This is a genomic window from Croceitalea sp. MTPC6 (assembly GCF_036985525.1).
Taxonomy (GTDB): Bacteria; Bacteroidota; Bacteroidia; order Flavobacteriales; family Flavobacteriaceae; genus Croceitalea.
Genome location: NZ_BTGR01000008.1, coordinates 134649 through 157964, shown reverse-complemented (window position 1 = coordinate 157964; position 23316 = coordinate 134649). Strand labels below are relative to the sequence as shown.

Below are 23316 nucleotides of genomic sequence, written 5' to 3'. Positions count from 1 at the left end.
GTTATTCTATCTTTTTTTTGCGGTCATTTCCATACCAGAGCCCTTCATATACAATCCTGAAACGGTACCATTATCATCCATCAAGAAGGTTAAGTCGCTGGTCTGTTCATCATCTATGAATTTGTGTTTATCGTAGCAATGGATTTTTACATCCTGACCTTCCGCACCACCATAAAGGTCTCCATCTTTAAGACTTACGGTTAACACAAATTCTGGTGAAAACTCATAATCACCAATGTATTGTTTTAATTCGTTAGTAGATAGGGTAATTCGATTATCTTTTGAAGTATCCTGTTCCTGATGATGATTATAGCTTAATACTCTTGAGAGTTTCCATTGACCTTTTTTAATTAGCCATACATGAGAAAAAGAAGCTTTTGTTTGTGCAAAATTATGAACTCCATTTTGTATGGCTCCATATAACTTACCGTCTTTATACAAAGGAAAAACTTCTAAGCTACTTTCATCCAAAACGCGCTTTAGCATGTTTTTTCCAGAACTGCATAAATTATCCTTTATGGAGGCAAGAAACTTTGTTTTTGATTTTGTAATCCCATCTTTGTCGTGATAGAATTCAATATCATCACCTACTAATTGTGCAACTTGCTGAAGATTACATTCATTAAAGCCAACATCAAATAGTAAGCTATCTGCCATTTTGAGTGTTTTGAAAAATTCTGTTTCTGTATTGCTTTGTGCATCAAGGTTATAAGTTATAACTAAAGTTAATGTTGCTAATACTGTTCGTAGTTTAAATGTCATTTCTGTAAAATTTAGGTTGTTACTACCTATAGGATACAGATTAACTCAAAAAGGTTACAGAATTAAAATTTTAATTCATAGAAAGTCCTTTAAAGGCATATTCCATTATTATAAAAACAGTATTCAAATACTATGATGAGAGAGGAAATTAAATTTAGATTGATATCAGAAGAGGTCAAAGGAATCAAATCTTGATATTGATTCAAAAAAAGTAGAAATGTTGTACCTATGTTGTACCCAAACAAAAAAACCTCTCATTTCTGAGAGGTTTTATGACTGTAAATTTACAGTTGAAAAAGTGCGGGCGGAGAGACTCGAACTCTCACACCTCGCGGCACTAGATCCTAAGTCTAGCGTATATTGCCTCAATAAAATACAAATTAACTCATTTTCAATGAATTATGTGTTTTATCATTTTATTTAAAGTCATCTAATATCAGTTAAAATCAACATTTGTTGTACCTATGTTGTACCCAAAAATATTAGAGATTATGTACCTTTAGAGTACATTTTCGCTAAAATGTTGTACCTGATTTGACTTTCTCAAAAATCAGGTTTATGTCAGCAAGCGCAAAAATAGTTCTACGTAAGAAGCCAAATTCCCAAGGCCTTTACCCTCTTGCCATTAGGATTACAAAAAATAGACGATCCTCATTTAAGCAGATTGGCCAATATGTTGAACTAGAGGATTGGGATTCCAAAAACCGTGAGGTCAGAAAAACCAACCCCAACTCACAGGACCTGAACAACTTAATTGCTTCAAAACTTTCCGAAGCCAAAAAAGGGTTAATCTCACTTCAAACAGAAAACAAAGATGCTTCCGCAAGACAAATAAAGAGTGAAATTTATAAACCAAATTCAAGCCTCACTCTTTTTGATTATGCAGAAGAGCATCTTGAAACCTTAAAAGCTGAAGGAAAGATGAATAGATATTCTGTCGATTCTGCATGGATTGGTTTTGTTCAAAAGTTTTCTAAGTCAAGATCTCTTTCATTTCAAGAAATTGACGAAAGATTTCTTAAAAAATTAAAAACCTCACTTCGTGGTAACTATTCCCTTTCTGAGACATCAACGATGAATGTTATGGTATTAATTCGATTATTGTATAACCGGGCAATTAAAGACAAAGTAGTTAGTAATGAACTTTACCCATTTGGAGCTGGAAAATTTAAAATCAAGTTTCCGGAGACTATAAAAATTGGACTAAACGAAAACGAAATTCAAGCCCTAGAATCATTACAGAACTTAACATCCCTTGAAAGACACACCCTAAATATTTGGCTTTACAGTTTCTATTTTGCAGGAATGCGCGTTTCAGATGTTTTATTTACTCGATGGTCTCAAATATATGATGGCCGCCTTCATTATCGTATGGGTAAAAATGCTAAGCTTCTTTCCCTAAAAATTCCAGATAAGGTTCTTAAGCTTTTGGAAAATTACATCGCAGATAAAATACTGGATGATGATTTCATTTTCCCAGAGATGAAAAAAGCTGACCTCAAAAACCCAAAGGATGTTTTTAATAAGGTGAAAACTGCTACCAAAAAGTTTAATGACAACTTAAAATCAATTACAAAAAAAGCTGGAATACGCAAAAAAGTAACTATGCATATTGCACGTCATTCGTTCGGTAATATTGCCGGTGATAGAATTCATCCATTAATGTTACAAAAGCTTTACAGACATAGCGACCTAAAGACAACTATAAATTATCAAGCTAATTTTATTCATAAAGAAGCAGATTCCGCTTTGGACAGTGTAGTTAACTTTTAGCCAGTAAATTTACTTTTCTACTTCCCTTTATCTCTTGCAATTCAATCATAAACCTTTCATCATCCCCCAACACAAACTTGGGCAGCACATATACAAGCCGATGTGATTCCCCCACTTTGATACTCTTAGGCATTTCGTGCTCGTAATCAACTTGAATTAATAGTTTTTGATAAGAGGCTTTACGCTTTTTGTTACCGTTCATCCTAAAGATGTTTAAATAATCCACCTCAAAATCGATTTCAGACTTGTTTTTGATTTCTAATACCAGGTAAACTTCAGAGGCATTATAAACCATCTTTTGCAATTGTAATTTGATTCCTTTTTTTCTCTTGGTTGCGATATGGCCTGAATTTGATTTCAATAAATGGTTACTGAACTTTTTAAAATAGTCTATCCTGCTATGAGGCTGAGAAATTGGCTTTTGCTTTAAAACCAGAGGTCTCTCATAGCCAATACTTTCTTTTAATGAAATGAAGTAGTTCAGTTTCGGCAACTGTTCTTTATACTTCAAAATATAGGAATAGACCTGGCCATTTTTGGTTACGGTTAGTAAGTTACTCTCAGTTCCAGGAGTAGCTTGCAGCAAACCAAAATATTGTTCCTTCTCTCTATTGTAGGTGAATACAAAATTGGATGTTCCTGTAATTCCTTGGCGAATGGGTTCTGGAAAAAACAGAGCAACATTCTTTTTATCGTTGGCGTAAATAGTATCCAGTGTTTGTTGGGCAACCACAAGGTTTGTAAATAGTGTAATTGGGATTATGATGATTATAGCTTTCATAGTATAGGTTTCAAAATGAGTTGGTAATTATCGGTTAAGGTGACTTTTATCGTACGATTGTTTCTTTGGAATATCCTTTTAACTCCGCTTACTTGTGGTACTCCAACGATGTTGATATCATCTACAATATCTCCTACTACTTCCTGTCTAGCTTCAGCTCTAAAGCTATTTTCAATATAGATGCCCTCACTTCCGTCCTGAAGGTCAAAAGCATTCAGTTTAACAGGTTTGTGATTAATGTTTTCAATCTCTATTATGGTGCGATTGGGTTTAAAACTTACGAAACCATAAATAGGTGTATTTCTTAAGACGGTACTACCATTGATAAGAGCATCTTTGGACAAACGCATTTGCAAACGATAATTGTTTCGAACCGTTTGTGTACCATCTACTCTCACATATATGAAAGCATCTGTATTTTGAGTAATGAGATTTTGATTTTCCAACGGATTTGAAGCAAAAAACAGTTGATGTTCCAATCCTAATTCTTTAGGGACAATACGCTCTTCTTCTATATCTATCTTAGAAATAGAATCTTTCTTAAGTGTCTTTGATTCAATTTTGACTTTAGGCTTTCTAAAACTTCTATCGGAATAACTGATACGACCTTCATTATAGATGCTATCAACAATCCGCATCTTTTCTTTATCCAATAAATCGGGGTCATAGACTCCAGTAGAATCTAACAGACGTTCATCATAAATGCTGGGAGCATTGGTTTGTCTTACTTCTTTTAGGTCGTCCAGAGCTTCCAATTTGGAATCGTATTCCTTTTGTTCATCACCCAATTCTGGAACTGGAATCTGATTGTTTTCAATCGTTGGTTCTTCTTCATCTCCCAATGTTATCACAGCATAGGAGCCAATAAACAGTACTACACATAAAATGATAGCTGCAAACACGATTTTATTCTTCTCTATTTTCATAGTCTTCTAGCTTTTTAAGTTTGTTTTCAAAAAAGTTGGTTATCAATAATCCGTGGGTATTGTTGGGAAAGTTTCTATCCACATGGATAATATTCCCAGATGTGGTCAATTCATAAATGTCGATTATCGACCCGCGATTGATTTCAAAAATGACAGTAGTTTCAAATTGATAGGGTTCTTGTTGGATATCGATTTTCGATTCAATTTTCAATACCTTTTGCACTAAGGAGTATTGCAATAATCGGTTGTAAACGCCATCAGCTTTTTTCTGTCTGTACAATGCATCCACAGAACTATTTCCTAACCATAAAGCTTTCTCTAGGTTCTTTTCATAATTGCTTGCATCGATGTGGTAGAAATAGGTGTGGAATTGTTCTAAATGTGATAGCACTTCTACTTCTAAATTTTCATATTGCTGTACCATTTTAAGAGGAATAACACTTCCGTCCGAATTGACCACAAAGGCATTATTTACGGATTCTTTGTGAAGTTTTATGACCATAATTACTGAGATGGTACAGGTCAAAACTGCTCCAATAACGACTACCAAAACAATGAATCGGTTCAGGCGGAGTACGTTGTAAATATTTTGATAGGGTGTTTTCATAACATTAGGAAGAAAAAAGTTTTAAGACAAATGATGTTGCCCTGCGATAGAGTTTGAATTTGAGAAAAACAATAAATCCGATGGAGCCAAATTGAAGCAATGGCGCAAAAAATGTACTCCCCCAATCCGTTCCAAAAAGGGTGTTCCAAAAGTTAGAATTGATTTCTGTATATAGGTTGTTTACAAATACATTGACCAGAAAAAAAGCAGGCACCAACATATAAACTCCTGCATAGAGCTTAAAGAAGTTGTAAGCCAATGAACGGAACTTTTCAAATACAGCAAGACTAATCACCAAAGGGAAAAAGGCTTGCATGATACCTAAAAGGAAGAAGCGTTCTGCAAGAAATAAAGGGTAGATAAACAAATCCAATAGCCATAGAAATACCCCGATGATAAAAGCCAACATCTTTAAACCATAAAGCGGTGTTACCAGAGCTTCATATAACATTGCCATTGCCTTTTTGGCGGCTTCCAATGCGCCCACATCCTGTTCCAAATCGATGTCTTGCATCTGTAACGGGAGGAGCGCAGGAGCCGTGTCTCGGTATTGGGCCTCTATGGCCACCAGAATGGTATCAAAAACAGCCAATACCTGTGTTGAGAAAATGACCAGGATAACCACTGCAAAATTCTTTGCCAGTTCCGCAGGGGTCAGCCCCCAGGTGTAACCTTCGTTGTTGGCAACGCCTTCGTTGTACTTTTTAAGGATATTGATAAGAAAGAACAGAATGGCCAGTGTCTTCATTCCAGTAATGGTATACTGCGAAAAGTCACTGTTTTTGATGGTGGTGAAAACCGCATCAACATATTCCAATCCTATGCCCAAAAAGATACCTGCCATTAGTAATTGGTTTCCCTGTTATTGATTTTATCCTGCATTTCACGAAAGGCAATAATCTCACGATAGCGTTTGGTCTTGGCTTCAATCTCAGCCACCATTTCTTTGGATTTTAGTTCCATGTCCTTCAGGACTTCAGCACGTTCTGCATCTGTCATTTTAAGGGTATTACTGGATAATATCTGGTCGATATATTCCAATCCATATAGAGAGTTTTCAATAATGGAATTGAAGGATTCTGAAACACGGTTCACTTCATCAGGTTTGATATAGGGTGAATTTAGAATCTCTCGTAAATCGTCCTGTACAATGTTGAACAAGCGTTGGTTGTTTCTTGCCATTTCCCGAACCGCCTTTAGCTGCCTGATGACATTATTGACCTTTTCTATGTTCTCTTTTTGGGTCTTTAGAAACTGTACCGTTTTTAGTAATTGTGAGGTCTGTTTTGCCGATTCTATCAGAGATTTGGTAAAGCTGATAAAATTGGTATTGTCATACACTGGCATCCCTTGGGCCACAATGTGGCCAGATGATAAAATGGCTATAGTTAGTGATAATACTAGAATTTTGATTTTGTTCTTCATGATTTTCGTTTTAGGAATTAATAAATATGTTGATGGCTTTTTCCATCGATTGATGCTGTTCGTATAGTTTCATTATGGCCTCACTTTCTTTTCCATCTGTGAGGTAAGTAGCATACACTTCTTTGGGCACTTCGAGACGAAAGATGTTGCTCTCTTTTCCAATCTTGATGAACATCTCCGTGTACTTTCTATCTCCTGTAAGGTTGTTGCGAATGGATTTTAATTGGTTCAAATCGTGGCTTGACAGGTTCAATCGCTTTTGAAGTTCTTCGTATCCTTTTTCGTTCCGAAGGCTGTAAATGACCTGAGTATTCTCCAGAATACTTGCCGATGTGGAATTGTTAGGCAATTGATTGATGGATTGTAGAATAATACCAATAGCTCCATTCTGTTTTCGGATAGCCTGATAGTAGAATTCCACGCTTTCTAAAACATTGTCAAACTTCAGTTGTTTGGCAAACTCATCAAATAGGATAATCCCTCTTTCGGAACGATTACGCCAGATAGTACGCTGGATGGCAGACTTGATGAGCTTCAGCATTACGGAAAGGATTTCCTTATTGTCCTTCACTTCATCCAGTTCAAAGACAATCATTCGCTTATCCTCAATCTTATAGGTCTGGTCTTCACTCACATTGAATAGGAAGCTATACAACCCCTCATCTACATATTCAGAAAGGATATGCAGGAAGTTGTATACACTAAAATGCTCTTCATGTATTTTGAGTTCTTCAATGAGCGAATCCTTTTTATCATCTATAAACTGATACAAAGAAGCCAGCGAATGATTTATTCGGATATGCTTGTAGTAATGCAGTAATACCTTTTTAATAGCTACTTCTTTGGCTTTTGAAACCTGTTTGCCTTCTGCCAATAGTTCCAATAGGAAAATGGCAAGGTCTTCCAGTCGTTCAGGGGTCAAATCTGCTTCATTGGAGATGTAAAAGGGATTGATGCCCAAATTTTTTCCCTGCTCATATCGTAAGATGATATGGTCATTGGGATAGAGTTTGGCAAATTTGGAATAAGAACCTCCCAAATCGATAATGACCAATCGGACTTGCTGCTCGAAATACTGTCGAAGTATATTATTGGCCAAAAAGGATTTACCTTCTCCTGTTGGAGCGAAAATGGCAAAGTTTCTGGCTTTGATACGGTTCTTTTGCTCGTCCCATACATCCTTTAAAACTGGAATATTAAATTGCCTTTCATTGAAAATGATACCCTGCCCATCTGATTTATAATTGCTGTTATTGATATATAAACAAAGTGCATGTTTTAAATCAGTTACGTATAAATCTTCATTGGAGAAATTGGAACTAAAACAACAATAGGAATTGAGAAAGTAGTGCTTTCGTTCTTCGCCTTTTGGATAGTATGGCACAATGTCCAGCTCCTTGAATTCGGTCTTAATCTTGGAAGCAATATTTTTTAGCTGTCCGGCTTCCGGACACCAGAAAGCAATGTTGAGATGCCCACGTATAATTCTAGAACTATCGTCTTCATTAATTTTAGCAACAATGGCCTCAATTTTCTTCTGAATGACTTTGTTCTGTGTTCCGAATTTGGAACTCTTACTGAGTTCTTCAATTTTTTTATCCAGTAATTTTCTCCATTTGTGTTTATCATCGAGGTAAATGATTTGGTTGATGATATGGTTTTCATTCAGATTCAATCCCAATCCATCAATAAAACCCTGATGGAATACAAAATCGTCCGAAGTAAACCTGTCATTGGTTTTACTGCTTTGTACCACATCACCGAAACAGAGTTCGCTATTTACAGCCAAAACGTCAAAATGGTTCTCCCCAATTTCAATTGCTGATTTTTTCAATTGAATATCCGTATCAAAACCCTCATTAAACCCATTGAAGTAGGCACTCGTAAGCTCTAAAATTTCGTTCTCATTTAATTGTCTTAGGGACACCTTACGGCTGTTATTGATAAAAGAAACCGCATCGTTTACCGAAGCAATAAACTCTTGGACATTATGGTCCAGCTGTTTATGAATACCCTTTTCAATCTTTCGGAAAGGGTTGGTAAACTTGGAAGCGTTCAATGCTTTATCCAAAGGCAGCGTGAAGTACAAATAGGATTGATGGATTAGGCATTCCCTTCCTTTAAAATATCGGTAGGTTGCCTTTTCTAAAAAGCTTTTGTTTGGGAGATTATCTGCCTCGTATGGGCTTTTTTTGTAGATATCCTGCTTATGGATGACTGTACTTGTTGGCAGGGATTTGAATGCCTGAAACCAAGAGCCGTGTATGTCCTCAAAATCGGTTGAGGCCAGAGAATAGATTTCTGGCAAGTCTACTTTATAACACAATACTACATTGCCATTACTGGCAAAAACGATATGCTTTTCTATGCTCAGGATAGGATGATATGCGGATAGGTTTATTCTATTCATATAGTTTATCTTTTAAAAGCCCATTATGGGCCTTCATATTGGAGTTGACTTTCTCGTTTGTTACTGATGGTGGTTGGGAATACTTTTTTAAAATGCAATAGGGTTGGGTGTTTGGTCAGTTGGGTCAATACCACATAGAGACCTCCGTTAAAAATGAATACCGATATGATGACCAAAAAGCTGAAGGAAAAGATGACAAACAGCAACGAGCCGATGACGGATGTCATCATCAAAGCGAACAATGAAATAGGCAAACCCATTATCACTGCTCGCTTTCGAATATCCTTATAGATTTCGTAGCGTTTCATGCTATACTACGATGCCTATGAGATAAGTAAATATGCCCACTACTGCACCCGCGATAAGTACAAAGACCAATACACGGGTAATTCCTTTTTTGAGGTCTGCATTCTCACCAAAAAAGTGTCCTGCATTGAATAAGAAACCTATTAGGAAGATGACCCCCAGAATAATGGGAAAGATGGCTCTTATGGTATCGGAAACATCGTTAACGGAATCTTCAATGCCCCCAATCTGGGCAAAAATGGTATTGGAAATAAGCAATAAAAAAGCGGTCAGGAATAGTGATTTTTTCATGTCGAAATTGTTTTAAAATTTGTTGGATTTCGTTGTTTGAAAAATACACTATATTGAATATCAAAATACTGATTATCAGTGTTTTGTGAATAAAATATTATTTATATCCGATTGATTTTCAATGCTATGAATTGACATCAATTTGTATGAAAAATTGAAGCTCCTATGTTGATAACCTCAAAATTTTTGAATCGCTCCGTACTCAAAAACGTCAGTTTTATGATTTTACTGCTGAAAATATGTTTGGTTTTTGGTCAGAAAAAAGTCGTGGTCATAGACCCTGGTCATGGTGGAATTGATTCGGGTGCCGTCGGTGTAAATGGTACTTATGAAAAGGATGTTGTTCTAAAGGTTGCCAAAGCTATTTTGAAGCTGAACAAATCTTTTTTTGATAACGAATTGGATGTCTATTTGACTCGATATAATGATACGCTCATTTCTCTATCAGACAGAAGTCAATTGGTTAAACGTGTAAAAGCGGATGTATTGGTGTCGTTACACTGTAATGCTTCTCATAACATTTCTAGAGGTATGGAAGTTTATGTACATCATTCAAAAAATAAAAAGTCTATAACTCTTAGTACTTCTATTCTGAATGAAAGCACCCAAAAGCTAGGTTTTGAAAAACGGGGTGTAAAGTTTGCCAATTTTCAGATGCTAAGGGAGACCATTTCATATTGTCCTGCTGTACTTTTAGAAATGGGATTTATGACTAATACTGATGAAGCTGATTATTTTTTGAAATCTAAAAATATCAGAGCCATGGCGTTGGCTGTTTTGATGGGGGTTATGAATTACATAGATGCTAGATAGATGCTAGATTGTAAATGGTTTTGATGTTGACAACAATCTAAATTTCAATCGAGATTTTTGGCACTTCTTTCAGAAGATTCTGGGTACATATTTTCACCTACCTGCAAAAATCTTCTCCAGAAGAAAGGAAAGGGTAATTCTCTATGATAAAAACTGGTTATTGTGAAGATATAGTCATATCCTATTTTGATTGAAATAAAGTCTTTTTCTGATGAAAATAGTTCAATTTCCTCGATTACTTCTTTCCGATAGTCATTCAACGACTCATATAGAGTAATTGAGTGTTTGACCTTTCCGGATTTCCGACTATAACCATTATCCAAATAAAAATTTTCAGTTTCCGATTTTGGAAACCAAATTTGGAGATTCAATTTATCTTCAAAAAGTTTTGTAATATTCTTAAGGTCTTGATATGCCTTATCACTATTTAAAATAGCAGACCAATCTGCAAGCAGCGTAAGTAACATTGAAGATTTTTCATCCTGCTTTTTATTCCCTAAATAAAAATCGACCAAGTTCTCGTAGTGAGTTTTGAATAATGGAAAAAAACCTTTGAGTACTTTGGCATCATGGATGCCGATAATCAGCGTCCTTAACCATTTAGAACATTCATCTTTTTTTCCTGTCAAATACAGAAACCGCATCGCTGGTTCAATATCTATCAGATGGTCATCATAAAGAGGATAATGAGAGGTTGGATTTGTATTTATCAGGGAAACAAGCGCGTCAGATATTGTCAAAGCTGACTCTTCATAAATAGCCGCACTTTTAGGGTTTTTAGGGTCAAAATGATATTGATAATGTCTAATTTCCGTCAAGCCAATATTCGCGAGCAACCCTATTTCTTCCCAGACCGTCAAACCATATTCGATTTGATTACGGGAATATCTTTGTAAGCTATGCTCAACAAAGTAGTGGTCGTTTACTTTGTTGTAATATGCTATTCCAATTTTACGTCTTAGTAAATGAATATTATAGAACTCTAAATAAACATATCTTTTTTTAAAATGATTCTGATGGTTAAGCCATTCATAGGACTTCAAAATGGCCTTGTCAGCTGCTTTAATAGCCGATTTAATATATCCATTGTCTTCCGCCCATTTAAAAACAATATCCAGACAAATTTGAAGAAGTTTTAACCTTTTTAACAGCGGCTTTTTCGTTTTTATTGGTTTGTCAAAAATTAAATCAACTAGTTTATTGAAATGGTTTAAATCATAATCTTTTAATTCAAGAAAAGCCAATGTCTTTTTGAGAAGCGAACGCATCTCTGAATTAAAAAGCCTTTCAGAAAGTAAGTTTTCAGAAACCATTTTTGAGATGTCGTCTATTCCCCAAAAATCAAAATCTAAACCCGTTTCTTTATATTTTTCCGTGTATTGCGCCCAACTAGTTTGGATAGTTTGTTCAAGGATACCATTAGTGGCTATAATGATTATTTTTGGCAGTTTTTTTTGACGGGCAGTAAGAGAAATATTTATATAGGCCTCCCTTATCTCATTTAAGGATTGCCTAACACTATTTTTTCCAGAGTCCCAAACTGACCTTGAAATATTTCCCTGCTTAACAGTAATGAGGAATAGCTTTTCAACATCATCTTTGTCTTTGCCAACTGCAGCAATATCTACACCGTACTGTCGACCCTTTTGAGGTTTTGTAATTGGGATTATACCCTTACTGTTCAGAATATCTAAGAGCAAGGTGTCCAGTTCACCATCTTCCTTTAATAAGGCTAAATATTCGCTAGTCAGAAAATTCATCTCTTGTTCTATTTTGCCACATTAACCTTAGTTTTTCTTGCCCGATTTCATCAATGGATTGTACCCGGGCGACTTCAAAACTGCTCCTGAAATTCTGCATTTCTGATTCTTGGGTATACTCACCTCTATATTTCGAAAAGAAAGACTTGCCCGCTCTTAGATTTATATTGGTTAGCATACTTAAAAATGAGTCTCTCTTTTTTTCTGAATCATCCATCAATTTTTGTATCTGAATATTCTGTTGCTTTAAAAAGTATTGCATCCGTTTGTCTGAGGCCTCAAATTCATTTATCATCTGCAATTCAGAAAATTGTTTGTAATAGTTTTCAGAAGATTCAATTATTTGGTCTATAACCGATTTAATCGTTTTGTTTGCCGAATCTCTTTTTTTCTTTAGAATCTCAGTAACGGAGTAATAATTTATAATTAGATACTTGGCAAACAGTGAAGCAATATGGTTTCTTATTCTTTCACTTTTATGGTTGACTTCGAGAATTGAGTAAAGCATTTCGGAAGCATATTTTCTGTCTAAAATATGTCCAACTATCATATAAACGACATAGAGTGAATCTTTTTCGGATAGCTTTTTTAGTGATTCTTTCGGTAGGCCTACAGCATCTATATTGGAGCTTAGGTTACTTATCACAAATGGCAAAGCAAACTTGAATAAATGATTTTCAGAGTTCAACCAATCAAGAAACATATTTTTTATAGCCTCGGGATGTTCAAAATAAAGTTCCTGGGTAATTCCCTCTAAAACGGTTATACCCTTTAGTTTCCTTTTGTTGTTGAGAACCCATTCATTTAAAAAGTCTAGGATTAGTTGTGGATTAGATTTGGTTATATCTTTTAATCGAAAGCGTATTGTATTATATACTCCTTTGTATTTAACATCAACGTAAGTCAAATGACTTAAACATTTTCTAAAAAACTCTATGTCCTCATCGGGTTTAAATTCTTCATTTAGAGACCTTGCCACTTCACTTTGGACTACGACATTTTTAAGTTCCAAAAGCCTTAGAACAACTTCTTTTGCACCGCTAATGTTATTCAAATTCTTGTTGTAGAACCTGGTAATTATTCCTAAACAATCCTTTGGCTCATCATCCAAGACCTTTTGTAATTTATTGTGAACCTCATTTAAAAACTTCTTTTCCTCCTCTTTGTCAGCAATAATACTTCTGTAAGCGGCATCTACTCCTGCGGAAATTTTGTTCGCATCTTTACTGCCGAGAAATTCTAATATTTTCTTCTTGTAATCAAAACTTGTTTTTGACTTTGAGAGACCGCTGAGAATTGAGGCACTGAATGTTAAAGTTTCTTTGGTGCTCTTCTTTTCAATTAGCTTGAATAGCTTGACTCCTTCACTGGGTTTTTTCTGTGCGTACTTATTCAGTCCTTCATAGATATAGTATCCGGCTCCATCATTTTCTATCTTCTTGAAGAGTGCTGGCAGAGTTTCGACAAACTCTGAATTGTCTGGTATATCAAGGTCTTTAGAATACTCTCTTAAGTCTTGCCAAAACTCAAAATACTCTGGATCCTCTCGTAATCTTTTTAAAAACTCCTTTGACATTTCAGAACTATTTTAAAACAAAAAAAGCCGATGAAAACCCATCAGCTTTGGTAAAATCTATGTCCGGTTTAATAAACTTAAATATAAGAATTTATGAAATTAATCGAATACGTTATCCTATAATTTATGCCATTCCATAGAGTCTCAGTTTTTCATAGTATTCCGAACTGTTTAAAAGAATCATTGGAATTTTGGCATAAAAATCGTGATTGAAGCCAAACTCAAAGAAAAGAGCGTATTTGCATTGCGGTTTAAAGGATTCCATTGAATCTGAATAGAGCTCTATCTTAAATTTGAAAGCACGAGTCTGTGGAATTTCTATTTCATCTTGTAGAACTGTCTCCTCTGTTCCTTCATCCAAAGGCAATTTTATTTTATATGTTATGGAAGGCCTCAAAATATTAGGTAAAGGAAGGTTTGGTCCAGATAAACCGATAGGAAGGTTTTTTCTTCTAACTCTAATACTGGTTAGCAATAAAGTTTTAGTAGAGTTATTTATTAAACTAAAAATAAATATTGGAAATAAAGATTGAAATCTTAAGGCTTCAAAGGCATTTTTTGAATTTTTAATTGGATTCCATCCACAATTCTTTTCATCTACGGAAACTGATATAAATTGAACTAAGCACTCTTTATTTTTCAAGTATAGTTTTTTATCTATAACCTCTTGTTTGGGAATTTCCTCCTTCGATATTTTAGAATGACAGGTCGGGCATACTAATAATAGATTATGGAATTCGTTATTTGAAGGATCTACGTCTATATGGTGAATTTGAAAATGACCAACATCATCATTGGTACAAAAGGGACAAACTGAATCTATCTCTTTTTGAAGTTCTGCTCTGACTTTAGTTTTTTGCGGAATCGGTATCCTCTTTTTCTTTTTACTCAAATTTCAATACGTTGAAAACGCAAAATAATTAAAATTACCTATTTCCTCTTATCCCTACTGCCCTTATCAAAAGCCACCAAATTAAATAGCTGTCGCATGCGGCTACGGACACGGCTGCCATAGCGTTCTTCCAATTCTGCTGCATTGAGATTGGTGGTGGCGTGGGTCTTAATTTTTCTCTCTGTGAATAGGTCATAACGAGAAAGCAAGATTTCCCCAATCACATTACAGTCTTGACCGTAATGCCTGCCAATGGGTTCAACACCCAAATCATCAAAGCAGAAAAATTGGGTGTTACCATAATCTTCAATGGTTTTGTAACCGATATGATTAAATCCAAAGACGATGTTTCTAGTGGGTACAACCTCGTAGGGCTTTCGATGTGGCACTAGATGTTTTAACAACTTTATCAAAGAAGTCTTACCACAACCTACAGGTCCAGAAAGCAAAATGCCTTTATCAATATCAATCCCAAATTCTTTGCAGGCTTTTCTGTCCTGAATTGAGTAAAGGCAAAGTTTGTAAAGAATGTCCCTGTCTTCCCTATAGATTTTAAAATTTTTTCCAAAGAGCAGTTTTCCTTTGGCATCTAGATAAATCAACATTTTATCAAAATCATAAAGAATTTGATTGCCCCTCATTGTACCCAGCGAATACTCTACAGCTCCTTCAACAATGATATGTGGCTTTGGGTTGCTCATAAGGGATCATCATAGTTTTTATCTGAACTGGTCTTTAGGTTGTCCTGATATGGGATACTTGCCAGATGGTTTTCATTTTTTTCAGAATTTGAATTTTCTGAAACTTGCCGTTTGTTTGAGTTTTTAAGGTTTTCTATTGTTTGTATATGTTTGTTTATAGGTACCAATGCTTGTCCATTATTTGTCCCGATTTCGGTACGGCTTGGGTACAGAGCTTGTTCGGTACTTGTCCCAAAATTGAACATCTTGATTCGACTACCTTTAAACGGATTATGTGATGGTGTATATAGCAAATATTTCCAATGACTCAATTCTTTGATACATCGGTGGTAGGTAGATTTAGAGCCAATCTTTGAGAAATTCATGACTTCTTCCCGATTGATGTAAAATTCATCCTTGAAGAAATTGTTATTCCAGATTTGAAACAAGGCCACATACAAACTGACATGGGTCGGGTTTAATCGACCGTCTTTAGAAAATTGCTCAAACACACCATTAAGATGCTTGATGTAATTGATGTCTTGCAAACCAAAATCTAGAATTTGTTGTGAATCCTGTTTTGTTCCAGAACCTGCATAATCTCTTGGTAATCATAGTACAGAACACCGCCAATTTTAGTGTATGGCAAAGTACCGTTTACCCTCAAATTCTGTAACGTACCTGGTGATATACCTAATAGCTCCCTTACTTCTGGGGACTTTAGCCATTTTTTCGAAGAATGGCCAGATTGATTTTGTAAAAGTTGCTTGATGTCATCGAGTAATTCCAACTTAAACTCCCGAAGGTCTTCGGTGGTGATAATTGTTGCTGCCATATTTGTAGAAATGATTTTAAAACAAAGCTGCCTTCAATCAAAATAGATGTATTAGACAGCTTTGTACTGATTTGACTTTCATTGGCAAATTTGAATTGATTTTTTCCTGTTCTTACAGAGTCTAAGCAGAGTTCGGTAAAATTTTCGCCTTGTTAATCCGTTGGGATATAAGGCGTATTTGCACGTGATTGAATCCAATTTAAATCAACTAAAGGAAACAAGAAGTTGAGAGAATAACAAAACAGAGTCTTGACCGAGTTCTGTTTTTGACACTTAAATTTTAATATGTGTTTCCAAAAGGAAAAACAATTGATTTTCCCTTGAAGAAAATACATCGAGTAAGCGATAGTGAAGCATTATCTGGGTTTTGATGTTCTCTTTTAAAACTTTTCCAACACCAAGGGTCAATCTAGATTCATATTGACCTGTTCTGTTTCTCTGAAAAGATGAGACTGCTTCTACATTTGATAGACCATAAAATTCTCCTGTGTCGAGATTTTGCCCCTGTAAGGGAAAATCAGCCGCAAACCTATATCGCGCTCTGAATGCAAAACGTTGACGCCGGATGCGCTCCTCGAAACGTATGCGATGTCCAAATCTCACGCTGTTGATTCTTTTGGCGTAATTGTACTGCTGGGTGGTTCGTATCTCATTTACAATATTTCCATCGAAAAGATTGAGATTCCGATACATTATGCCAACACTAAGTTTGGAATAGGGGCTTACTGCCAAAGTTGAAAAATGGGAGGCTTGTACGTGTTGACCTCTATATCTCCAATCATTTTTATACACAAAGGAACGAAGAGAGAAAGAGAAGTTTTGAGAAAAGAGTTTGTCAGAATTTAGATTAATAGCGATTTTAGGTTGAATCAATGCTTCAAAATTTTCTTGACCAAATACGCTGTAACCGCCATTGATTAAAGAACAATATAGCATAACCAAAACAACTGATTCTTGTGTATAATCAATAAACATTTTCATCATACACTAATCAGTTTAAACCATCCTCATCGTCCATTTTCTTACGGAGTTTTTCCGCAGCCTCTTCAAAAAATTTAACTCTTGAATTTTTACGGGCTTTCAATTCATTATAAGTTCGCGAATGGTTTCCTCTGGGAACATTGAGTATTTCTCCCAAAACCTCAATAATTGTTTTAATATCCACATTGCCTTGGTTTATATAGCCCATAATCTTGAGACCATAAACCATTTCAACAAAAGAGGCGTAACTGCCCGTCCATTTAAGTTTGTCAAAACCTACTTGCTGTGATTTGTGAGTGAGCATGTTCTTCTTTTTCTTTAAGTAGTTGGCGTACATCGCAAGACCTTTAATCCGAGCCCAAATCTCATCATGCGAAGTGTTGAATATCGAATCTTTGTAATAAGGGTAACTTTTTACAATAGCGTTATTATTCAGATTTTCCCTGGTAAAGTAATGCTCATCAAAATGTGAATATCCCTGTTCCATGTATAATAAAAACTCCGTATGCCTACCAAAGAACTGATTGACCTTCTTCGTCTGTTTAGTGAGATAGCTCAGTTGCCTATTTACATCTGATTTTGGCAAGCGCAATTCACAAGAACGAATCTCAGTGTAGTGTATAAGATATTTCATGGGCTGGCATTTAATGCTTTTGAAAAAAATTATTTCATCTTTAACGGTTGCAAATCCATTGTTCATCACATGTGCTTTGAACTCGTCCAATGCCCATGAAGAAATTCTTATACCCTCGTCAGCTTTTATTAGCTGAGTGGTCGTCTTCCCTTCTAATTCTTCTATTTTCTCGTTGAATTCATTGATAATATTCACATAAAACATACTCTAGTTAGTTTGATTTGCTACTATGAATATGTTGGTCAGTTGCTAAATCTTATTCTTTTAAACTATTCAAGGTGTCTGCAGCCTGTTCTGGGGTAATATCGCGTTGGGGCATGCCAAACATTTCATAACCCACCATAAACTTCTTGACTGTTGCAGACCGCAATAAGGGTGGGTAAAAACTCATGTGCCAGTGCCAACCCATATTTTTCTTACCATTAACTGGTGCTTGATGAATGCCAGAGGAATAGGGAAAGGAACAGTTAAATAGTTTGTCGTAGATCTTAGTAATCCCACTTATTGCTTCTGCGAAAGCCTTCCTTTCACTATCACTTATTTCAGTGATATTCTTCATAGCCCTTTTGGGAACAATCATTGTTTCAAAAGGCCATACTGCCCAAAAAGGTACAAGTACAACATAGTGCTTGTTATTAATAATTACGCGCCTTTTTAATTTCAGCTCTTCCTTTAAATAGTTTTCCAGTATTGAGTGTTTATTCAATTTCCAGTATTTCGAAAAGTTTTGGCCTTTAATTTGAATTTCCAAAGGAATAGACTGTTGTGCCCAAATTTGCCCGTGCGGATGCGGATTACTGCAACCCATCATTGCCCCTTTATTTTCGAAAATTTGTACGTTATTAATGAATTTGTATTTTGAAAGATCCCGAAATTCCAACCTCCATGTCTCAATGACACTTTCTATTTTGTCAATACGCATTTGAGACAAGGTCAACGAATGATTTGGAGAAAAACAGACCACTCTGCAAATCCCTTTTTCCGACCGAGCCTTAAAAGGCCCTGAGTCTAATGTCACATCTTCCATTTCGGGAATCAAAGCTGAAAAATCATTCGTAAAAGTGTAGGTCTCCGAATAATCAGGGTTTTGATCACCTCCAATTCTTTTGTTTCCTGGACATAAATAACACTCCGGATCATATTCTACCTGTACATCTTTAGGAGAATCTTCCTGTTTGCCCTGCCATGGTCTTTGGGTACGATGTGGTGACACCAAGACTTGTGAACCCGTCAAAATATTGATTCTTATATGTGTTTTATTCAGACTTTTCGTTATATCATTGTTCATATAATCTTGGTTTTTACTTCTTTGATTTTAAATCTTTTATCATATCCAAACTCTACCCTTCTTAGCAATAGTCCTGCTGCCTGTCTTCCGATTTTCTCTGCGCACTGGTCAATGATATGTAACAAGGGGTAATTGCTTAATTTTTTAACTGCACTTCCTGAAAAAGCTGTAACCGGAATTGTTCCCCAACCATTAGTGTCTTGATTTCTCATTATCTCAAGAACCAATTTTAACGTTGATTCGTTGGCACAAAAAATACCATCGACAGCTTGTTCTTTGAGAAGTCTGGTCAAATGCCTTTGGAATTCAGAAAGATTGGAAATCATCAATGCATTAATCTTATTTTCGAGACCATGCCTAACCATCGATAAAGCATATCCTTGAAATCGTAATCTTTCAATTTCGATATCTCCCATCAGCGAAGTAAAAATCAAATTCTTCAACTTATACTTTTCCAATAACCTGTTGGAAGCCTCATGTGCACTTTCCATATCATTTGATACCACCTGATCAGCTTTTATGAGGTCGTAAAGTCGATCAACGAAAACTTTTGGTATGCGCTTTGCGCCATATTGTTGGAGGTGTTGTATTTTTCCTGAAAGTTGAGTTTCGCGAGCCATGCAAATGATTATTCCTTCAACAGAACCATCAAGCACTCGGTAAAGGCAATCTTCTTCTTTCCTTCTTGAATCCTCCGAAAACAATGTTATCATCTTGTAGTTGCTCTCGGCAAGTACTTTTTCAATTCCCGACAGCAGTTTGGCGTAATAAGGGTTTAAAATAGATGGAAGAATAACTCCTATGGCCATGGAACTACCCGTTTTTAACCTTGATGCGTGATAGTTCGGACTATAATTTAAATCAGTGGCCAATTGAATTACTTTTCTCTTGGTATCCTCACTTATCTCGGAACTCCCAGACAAGGATTTAGAGACCGTAGAAATTGATAAATCTAGATTGTTTGCCAATTCTCTAAGTGTTATTCTTTTATTCATGACATCTTCAATTAGCTCTCCATAATCTTTTGCTCCCAATTCCAAGAATCCTCAATCATTTTTTCAAGATCTCTCTTTGCTTCCCATCCCAGAATTTTAGATGCTTTGTCCCCATCCGCAAAAAGTGAGGGAACGTCACCTTCTCGCCTTTCTACCACCTTATAGTTTAATTCTTGACCACTTACCCGTTCAAAGGTTTTGATAACTTCCATTACGGTAGAGCCTTCTCCAGTACCCAAGTTGAATATTTCTAAATCTCTCGTATCTTGGTTGTTTAACAAATATTCCAATGCTTTGACATGGGCCAAAGCCAGATCTACCACATGGATGTAATCCCTGATAGGCGTTCCATCTTTTGTGGGATAATCATTCCCAAAAACCTGTAATTGCTCAAGTTTTCCAATCGCAGTTTGAGTGATATAAGGCATCAGATTATTTGGAGTCCCCTGTGGCAATTCACCAATATTTCCTGATTCATGTGCTCCAATCGGATTGAAATAACGCAGTGAGATAGCCCTAAGCCAACCACATTTTATTACATCTTCCAATATTTCTTCTCCCACTTTTTTTGTGTTGCCATATGGGGAGAAAGGACGTTGGGTAGGCAAATCTTCTCGGATAGGCAGTTTTTCAGGTAGGCCATAAACAGTTGCGGAAGACGAAAAAATGATATTGGAAATACCATTTAATTGCATGCCCTTCAACACATGAATAAGACTTTTGAAGTTGTTTTCATAGTACTTTATGGGGTCAGATTTTGATTCACCAACGGCCTTGTGCGCTGCAAAATGAATTACTCCAATGGCATCCTTATGTTTTTCAAAACAAAGCAGCGTTTCCTCCTCTTCTTTCAAATCGACCCTTTCAAAAATTGGTCGGATACCTGTAATCGTACAAACTCTATCAACCATATCTTCATAGGCATTTGACAAGTCATCTATCAAAACGACATCATAGCCATTATTTTGAAGTTCTACTGAAGTGTGTGAACCTATAAATCCACACCCGCCTGTTACTATAATTTTCTTATTCATTGTCAAGTATTCTAGCGCCTTCATCCAGTTTTACAGGGATGAAGGATAATTTTTTATTGAATTTTTTTAAATAGGCTCTTGAGATAGCATCTTTAAATACCTTGGATTCCTTATTGATAAGGTTCAGGGTGCAACCTCCAAAACCTGCACCCATCATTCTAGAACCAAGCACCACTCCAGAGCGACGTGCAAACTCAACCAAGAAATCCAATTCCCTACAGCTTACCTGATATTCAAATTGCAACCCAACATGACTGTCATACATCAGCTTCCCAAAGGTCTTTAGATTGTTTTCCAGCAAAGCTTTATAGGCCTCAAGAACCCTTTTATTCTCTTCGATAACAAAGTTTGCCTTTTGATATTCATTTTTGGTCAACTCTGATTTTCTTGCCCGCCATACGGATGATCTCAGTTCACTGATGTAACTAACTCCAAGTTTTGAAGCAACGCTCTCACAGGTTTTTCTTCTGGCATTATATTCAGAATCGCCCAATGAATGATTTACATGGGAATTGATCAATACCAACTCATACTCTTCAAAATCAATAGTGAGATATGTACTTTCGAGGGTGGAGGATTGGAGCAGAAATGCCTGGTTAGCTTTTCCGAACATAGAAGCATATTGATCCATGATACCACATTTGACCCCCACATAATCGTGTTCAGCTTTTTGAGAAATAGATACCATTTCATGCTTTGATAACCCAAGCGCAAAAAGCTTGTTGAGAGCAACCAAAATACTGTTCTCCAAAGCAGCTGAGGAAGAAAGACCAGAACCAATAGGTATGTTTCCAATGATGCACAAATTAACCCCACCAAAACTATATCCTAATTTCACCAATTGGGAAACAACACCACCAACATAATTTTGCCACCCATCATACTTGACCGTACTGATGCTGTTCAGGTTAAACTCAAAATATCTATCCAGGTCAAGGGACATTACCTTTACCAGATTAGTCCCGTTCTTGGAAGCAGCTACCATAATCCCACGATTTATTGCTGCAGGAAAAACATAGCCGCCGTTATAATCGGTGTGCTCACCTATCAAGTTGATTCGGCCAGGAGCATAGGCATATATAGCGTCACTTTTTGCGTGATTTAACAGCTTTTCTTTAAGAGCCAGCAAGTGTTCGTTCATTTTGGAAGTGCTTCGGTTTTTTGAAAAATAATCTATGTTTTTTTCCATGTCAGTAAGGCAAGAAATACCGATAGCACTGCTGCACCAATCCAAAAGAAGGTAATTGGAGTAAAGTCATAAATAGTCTCTCCCCCAACTACTGTTTTGTTGCCTTCAATGAGAAAACCACTAGCAATATCCTGTATCCCAGCTGCAGCATAACTCATGATGCCTACCATTCCCAGAGCTGCACCTGAGGCTTTCTTTGATGCTATGTCAACGGCCATCAACCCTCCCAGATAGCAGATAAGTGCACCAATGGCCAAACCAAAAATCACCATACTCAGAGCATCCAACCACCAGACTCCTTTTGGTCCCAAAAGGAATAGTGAAATACCGGCAACATTCATCAATCCATAAATAAATGCAGGCATATTTCTATGGCCTCTAAAAAATTTATCAGAAATAAACCCCGAAGAAGCTGTTCCGAATATTCCGCAAACTGCACTAATTGCAACCAGTGAGTTCGCTTCAGTAAGGCTATATCCTTTTGCTGTTTCAAAATAATAGGGGCCCCAACTGTTCACGGCATACCTAGAAATGTACATGAAGGCACTGGATAGTGCTAGTAACCAGATAAAAGGATTTTGTAATGCCAGTTTTTGTTCTTGCCATGTAGTCGTTTTATTGGAGCTGGCTTTATGATTTACAGGTGGCAGTCCCTTGCTTTCAGGGCTGTCATGAAAGAAAATAAAAATAAGTAAGGCTCCAAGCATTCCAACGAATGCTGCAACCCGAAATCCCCATCGCCAGCCAAAATAAGAGGCTACCACAGCAGTCAATATGTAGGTAATGGCTTCTCCTATATTGTGACTGGTGCTCCAAAAACCATAAAAGCTACCTCGCTCTTTATCTTTATACCATCTGGAAAGCGATACCACACTAGAGGGTGCTCCCATGGACTGAACCCAACCATTAACACCCCAACAAATAGCAAAAAAAAGGAAGGCATTGGTAAAGCCCATCACCATATTAGCTAAAGCGGATACCAATAATCCAAATGACATGAATCGCCTTATATTACTGTAATCAGCTAAAAAACCGTTGGTAAATTTTCCAATAGCATAGCTAAAAAACAGTGCCGATCCTACAATACCGAGCTGTGATTCACTTAAAAAACCGCTATCAACGATTGGTTTTTTAACTACGTTGAGACTCAAACGACAAACATAGTAAAGACCATAACCTATGGTTGCAGATATAAATACCTGCCATTTAAGTCTTTTGTACCGTTTCTGCTGTTCAACCTCTTTCCCAATAACAGATATGGGATTGGATTTTTTAAAATAACCTAACATAAAATTTACAATTTCTTAAAACAATAGGGAAGAGTTAAAGAAAAGCGCAGCGATGCTGCGCTTTTACAT

The 23316-nt window shown here is 36.3% G+C and carries 24 protein-coding genes; 2 read left to right on the top strand and 22 right to left on the bottom strand.

Annotated features, from left to right (window positions below; genetic code table 11):
- Positions 1-6 precede the first annotated feature (6 nt).
- Entirely contained in the window at positions 7-657 is a 651-nt protein-coding gene (locus AACP56_RS14535; protein ID WP_339337429.1) for a DUF3471 domain-containing protein, read from the bottom strand.
- 663 nt (positions 658-1320) lie between these two features.
- On the opposite strand from AACP56_RS14535, the gene AACP56_RS14530 reads away from it, so the two are divergent.
- Positions 1321-2535: a site-specific integrase gene (locus tag AACP56_RS14530; protein WP_339337430.1), complete on the top strand. Its 1215-nt coding sequence runs from the start codon at positions 1321-1323 to the stop codon at positions 2533-2535.
- Here AACP56_RS14530 and AACP56_RS14525 read toward each other — a convergent pair.
- The 8 genes from AACP56_RS14525 to AACP56_RS14490 are packed head-to-tail and all read right to left on the bottom strand — an operon-like array spanning position 2525 to position 9281.
- Complete coding sequence (locus tag AACP56_RS14525; RefSeq protein WP_339337431.1) at positions 2525-3316, bottom strand: DUF4138 domain-containing protein; 792 nt, start codon at positions 3314-3316, stop codon at positions 2525-2527. The two genes, AACP56_RS14530 and AACP56_RS14525, sit on opposite strands and share 11 nt — an antisense overlap.
- Positions 3313-4242, bottom strand: a complete 930-nt coding sequence (gene traM, locus AACP56_RS14520) for a conjugative transposon protein TraM (RefSeq protein ID WP_339337432.1) — start codon at positions 4240-4242, stop codon at positions 3313-3315. The genes AACP56_RS14525 and traM overlap by 4 nt, the downstream gene beginning before the upstream one ends.
- The gene (locus tag AACP56_RS14515) at positions 4223-4849 is read right to left on the bottom strand and encodes a conjugal transfer protein TraK (RefSeq protein WP_339337433.1); all 627 of its coding nucleotides are present in this window, start codon (positions 4847-4849) and stop codon (positions 4223-4225) included. The genes traM and AACP56_RS14515 overlap by 20 nt, the downstream gene beginning before the upstream one ends.
- A 4-nt stretch (positions 4850-4853) precedes the next feature.
- Positions 4854-5693, bottom strand: a complete 840-nt coding sequence (locus AACP56_RS14510; protein ID WP_339337434.1) for a hypothetical protein — start codon at positions 5691-5693, stop codon at positions 4854-4856.
- Entirely contained in the window at positions 5693-6274 is a 582-nt protein-coding gene (locus AACP56_RS14505; RefSeq protein ID WP_339337435.1) for a conjugal transfer protein, read from the bottom strand. The genes AACP56_RS14510 and AACP56_RS14505 overlap by 1 nt, the downstream gene beginning before the upstream one ends.
- A 10-nt stretch (positions 6275-6284) precedes the next feature.
- On the bottom strand, positions 6285-8684 hold the full coding sequence (locus tag AACP56_RS14500) for a TraG family conjugative transposon ATPase (protein ID WP_339337436.1): 2400 nt from the start codon (positions 8682-8684) through the stop codon (positions 6285-6287).
- 23 nt (positions 8685-8707) lie between these two features.
- Positions 8708-8992, bottom strand: coding sequence for a hypothetical protein (locus tag AACP56_RS14495; protein ID WP_339337437.1), 285 nt, complete (start codon positions 8990-8992; stop codon positions 8708-8710).
- 1 nt (position 8993) lies between these two features.
- Positions 8994-9281: a hypothetical protein gene (locus tag AACP56_RS14490; protein ID WP_097047315.1), complete on the bottom strand. Its 288-nt coding sequence runs from the start codon at positions 9279-9281 to the stop codon at positions 8994-8996.
- A 219-nt stretch (positions 9282-9500) separates the two neighbouring features.
- On the opposite strand from AACP56_RS14490, the gene AACP56_RS14485 reads away from it, so the two are divergent.
- A complete protein-coding gene (locus AACP56_RS14485; protein WP_339337438.1) occupies positions 9501-10094 on the top strand; it encodes an N-acetylmuramoyl-L-alanine amidase family protein in 594 nt (197 codons plus the stop codon).
- Between the two features lie 44 nt (positions 10095-10138).
- Here AACP56_RS14485 and AACP56_RS14480 read toward each other — a convergent pair whose 3' ends face one another.
- The 13 genes from AACP56_RS14480 to AACP56_RS14420 form a co-directional block, all read right to left on the bottom strand.
- Positions 10139-11854, bottom strand: a complete 1716-nt coding sequence (locus tag AACP56_RS14480) for a hypothetical protein (protein ID WP_339337439.1) — start codon at positions 11852-11854, stop codon at positions 10139-10141.
- The gene (locus tag AACP56_RS14475; RefSeq protein WP_339337440.1) at positions 11838-13430 is read right to left on the bottom strand and encodes a hypothetical protein; all 1593 of its coding nucleotides are present in this window, start codon (positions 13428-13430) and stop codon (positions 11838-11840) included. Before AACP56_RS14475 ends, AACP56_RS14480 begins: the two co-directional genes overlap by 17 nt.
- A 124-nt stretch (positions 13431-13554) precedes the next feature.
- Positions 13555-14322, bottom strand: coding sequence for an HNH endonuclease signature motif containing protein (locus AACP56_RS14470; RefSeq protein WP_339337441.1), 768 nt, complete (start codon positions 14320-14322; stop codon positions 13555-13557).
- Positions 14323-14360: 38 nt separating this feature from the next.
- Positions 14361-15023: an ATPase gene (locus AACP56_RS14465; RefSeq protein WP_339337442.1), complete on the bottom strand. Its 663-nt coding sequence runs from the start codon at positions 15021-15023 to the stop codon at positions 14361-14363.
- On the bottom strand, positions 15020-15550 hold the full coding sequence (locus tag AACP56_RS14460) for a hypothetical protein (protein WP_339337443.1): 531 nt from the start codon (positions 15548-15550) through the stop codon (positions 15020-15022). Before AACP56_RS14460 ends, AACP56_RS14465 begins: the two co-directional genes overlap by 4 nt.
- Positions 15551-15558: 8 nt before the next feature.
- The gene (locus AACP56_RS14455; protein WP_339337444.1) at positions 15559-15837 is read right to left on the bottom strand and encodes a helix-turn-helix domain-containing protein; all 279 of its coding nucleotides are present in this window, start codon (positions 15835-15837) and stop codon (positions 15559-15561) included.
- Positions 15838-16110: 273 nt separating this feature from the next.
- Positions 16111-16821 carry a DUF2490 domain-containing protein gene (locus AACP56_RS14450; protein ID WP_339337445.1) on the bottom strand — a complete coding sequence of 237 codons (711 nt, stop codon included), beginning with the start codon at positions 16819-16821 and terminating at the stop codon, positions 16111-16113.
- 7 nt (positions 16822-16828) lie between these two features.
- On the bottom strand, positions 16829-17656 hold the full coding sequence (locus tag AACP56_RS14445) for an RteC domain-containing protein (RefSeq protein ID WP_339337446.1): 828 nt from the start codon (positions 17654-17656) through the stop codon (positions 16829-16831).
- Positions 17657-17708: 52 nt separating this feature from the next.
- Positions 17709-18740 (bottom strand): UDP-glucose--hexose-1-phosphate uridylyltransferase, encoded by a 1032-nt coding sequence (locus AACP56_RS14440; protein ID WP_339337447.1) that lies wholly within the window; start codon positions 18738-18740, stop codon positions 17709-17711.
- Positions 18737-19735 carry a LacI family DNA-binding transcriptional regulator gene (locus AACP56_RS14435; protein ID WP_339337448.1) on the bottom strand — a complete coding sequence of 333 codons (999 nt, stop codon included), beginning with the start codon at positions 19733-19735 and terminating at the stop codon, positions 18737-18739. Before AACP56_RS14435 ends, AACP56_RS14440 begins: the two co-directional genes overlap by 4 nt.
- A gap of 11 nt (positions 19736-19746) precedes the next feature.
- Positions 19747-20769 carry a UDP-glucose 4-epimerase GalE gene (galE, locus tag AACP56_RS14430; protein ID WP_339337449.1) on the bottom strand — a complete coding sequence of 341 codons (1023 nt, stop codon included), beginning with the start codon at positions 20767-20769 and terminating at the stop codon, positions 19747-19749.
- A complete protein-coding gene (gene galK, locus AACP56_RS14425) occupies positions 20762-21958 on the bottom strand; it encodes a galactokinase (protein ID WP_339337450.1) in 1197 nt (398 codons plus the stop codon). Before galK ends, galE begins: the two co-directional genes overlap by 8 nt.
- On the bottom strand, positions 21943-23247 hold the full coding sequence (locus AACP56_RS14420) for an MFS transporter (RefSeq protein ID WP_339337451.1): 1305 nt from the start codon (positions 23245-23247) through the stop codon (positions 21943-21945). Before AACP56_RS14420 ends, galK begins: the two co-directional genes overlap by 16 nt.
- Positions 23248-23316: the final 69 nt, after the last annotated feature.

What these genes read in the sequence shown, in the direction of transcription:
- AACP56_RS14535 (WP_339337429.1), bottom strand. Translation starts at nt 657, where the DNA reads ATGGCAGATAGCTTACTATTTGATGTTGGCTTTAATGAATGTAATCTT.
- AACP56_RS14530 (WP_339337430.1), top strand. Translation starts at nt 1,321, where the DNA reads ATGTCAGCAAGCGCAAAAATAGTTCTACGTAAGAAGCCAAATTCCCAA.
- AACP56_RS14525 (WP_339337431.1), bottom strand. Translation starts at nt 3,316, where the DNA reads ATGAAAGCTATAATCATCATAATCCCAATTACACTATTTACAAACCTT.
- traM (WP_339337432.1), bottom strand. Translation starts at nt 4,242, where the DNA reads ATGAAAATAGAGAAGAATAAAATCGTGTTTGCAGCTATCATTTTATGT.
- AACP56_RS14515 (WP_339337433.1), bottom strand. Translation starts at nt 4,849, where the DNA reads ATGAAAACACCCTATCAAAATATTTACAACGTACTCCGCCTGAACCGA.
- AACP56_RS14510 (WP_339337434.1), bottom strand. Translation starts at nt 5,693, where the DNA reads ATGGCAGGTATCTTTTTGGGCATAGGATTGGAATATGTTGATGCGGTT.
- AACP56_RS14505 (WP_339337435.1), bottom strand. Translation starts at nt 6,274, where the DNA reads ATGAAGAACAAAATCAAAATTCTAGTATTATCACTAACTATAGCCATT.
- AACP56_RS14500 (WP_339337436.1), bottom strand. Translation starts at nt 8,684, where the DNA reads ATGAATAGAATAAACCTATCCGCATATCATCCTATCCTGAGCATAGAA.
- AACP56_RS14495 (WP_339337437.1), bottom strand. Translation starts at nt 8,992, where the DNA reads ATGAAACGCTACGAAATCTATAAGGATATTCGAAAGCGAGCAGTGATA.
- AACP56_RS14490 (WP_097047315.1), bottom strand. Translation starts at nt 9,281, where the DNA reads ATGAAAAAATCACTATTCCTGACCGCTTTTTTATTGCTTATTTCCAAT.
- AACP56_RS14485 (WP_339337438.1), top strand. Translation starts at nt 9,501, where the DNA reads ATGATTTTACTGCTGAAAATATGTTTGGTTTTTGGTCAGAAAAAAGTC.
- AACP56_RS14480 (WP_339337439.1), bottom strand. Translation starts at nt 11,854, where the DNA reads ATGAATTTTCTGACTAGCGAATATTTAGCCTTATTAAAGGAAGATGGT.
- AACP56_RS14475 (WP_339337440.1), bottom strand. Translation starts at nt 13,430, where the DNA reads ATGTCAAAGGAGTTTTTAAAAAGATTACGAGAGGATCCAGAGTATTTT.
- AACP56_RS14465 (WP_339337442.1), bottom strand. Translation starts at nt 15,023, where the DNA reads ATGAGCAACCCAAAGCCACATATCATTGTTGAAGGAGCTGTAGAGTAT.
- AACP56_RS14455 (WP_339337444.1), bottom strand. Translation starts at nt 15,837, where the DNA reads ATGGCAGCAACAATTATCACCACCGAAGACCTTCGGGAGTTTAAGTTG.
- AACP56_RS14450 (WP_339337445.1), bottom strand. Translation starts at nt 16,821, where the DNA reads ATGATGAAAATGTTTATTGATTATACACAAGAATCAGTTGTTTTGGTT.
- AACP56_RS14445 (WP_339337446.1), bottom strand. Translation starts at nt 17,656, where the DNA reads ATGTTTTATGTGAATATTATCAATGAATTCAACGAGAAAATAGAAGAA.
- AACP56_RS14440 (WP_339337447.1), bottom strand. Translation starts at nt 18,740, where the DNA reads ATGAACAATGATATAACGAAAAGTCTGAATAAAACACATATAAGAATC.
- AACP56_RS14435 (WP_339337448.1), bottom strand. Translation starts at nt 19,735, where the DNA reads ATGAATAAAAGAATAACACTTAGAGAATTGGCAAACAATCTAGATTTA.
- galE (WP_339337449.1), bottom strand. Translation starts at nt 20,769, where the DNA reads ATGAATAAGAAAATTATAGTAACAGGCGGGTGTGGATTTATAGGTTCA.
- galK (WP_339337450.1), bottom strand. Translation starts at nt 21,958, where the DNA reads ATGGAAAAAAACATAGATTATTTTTCAAAAAACCGAAGCACTTCCAAA.
- AACP56_RS14420 (WP_339337451.1), bottom strand. Translation starts at nt 23,247, where the DNA reads ATGTTAGGTTATTTTAAAAAATCCAATCCCATATCTGTTATTGGGAAA.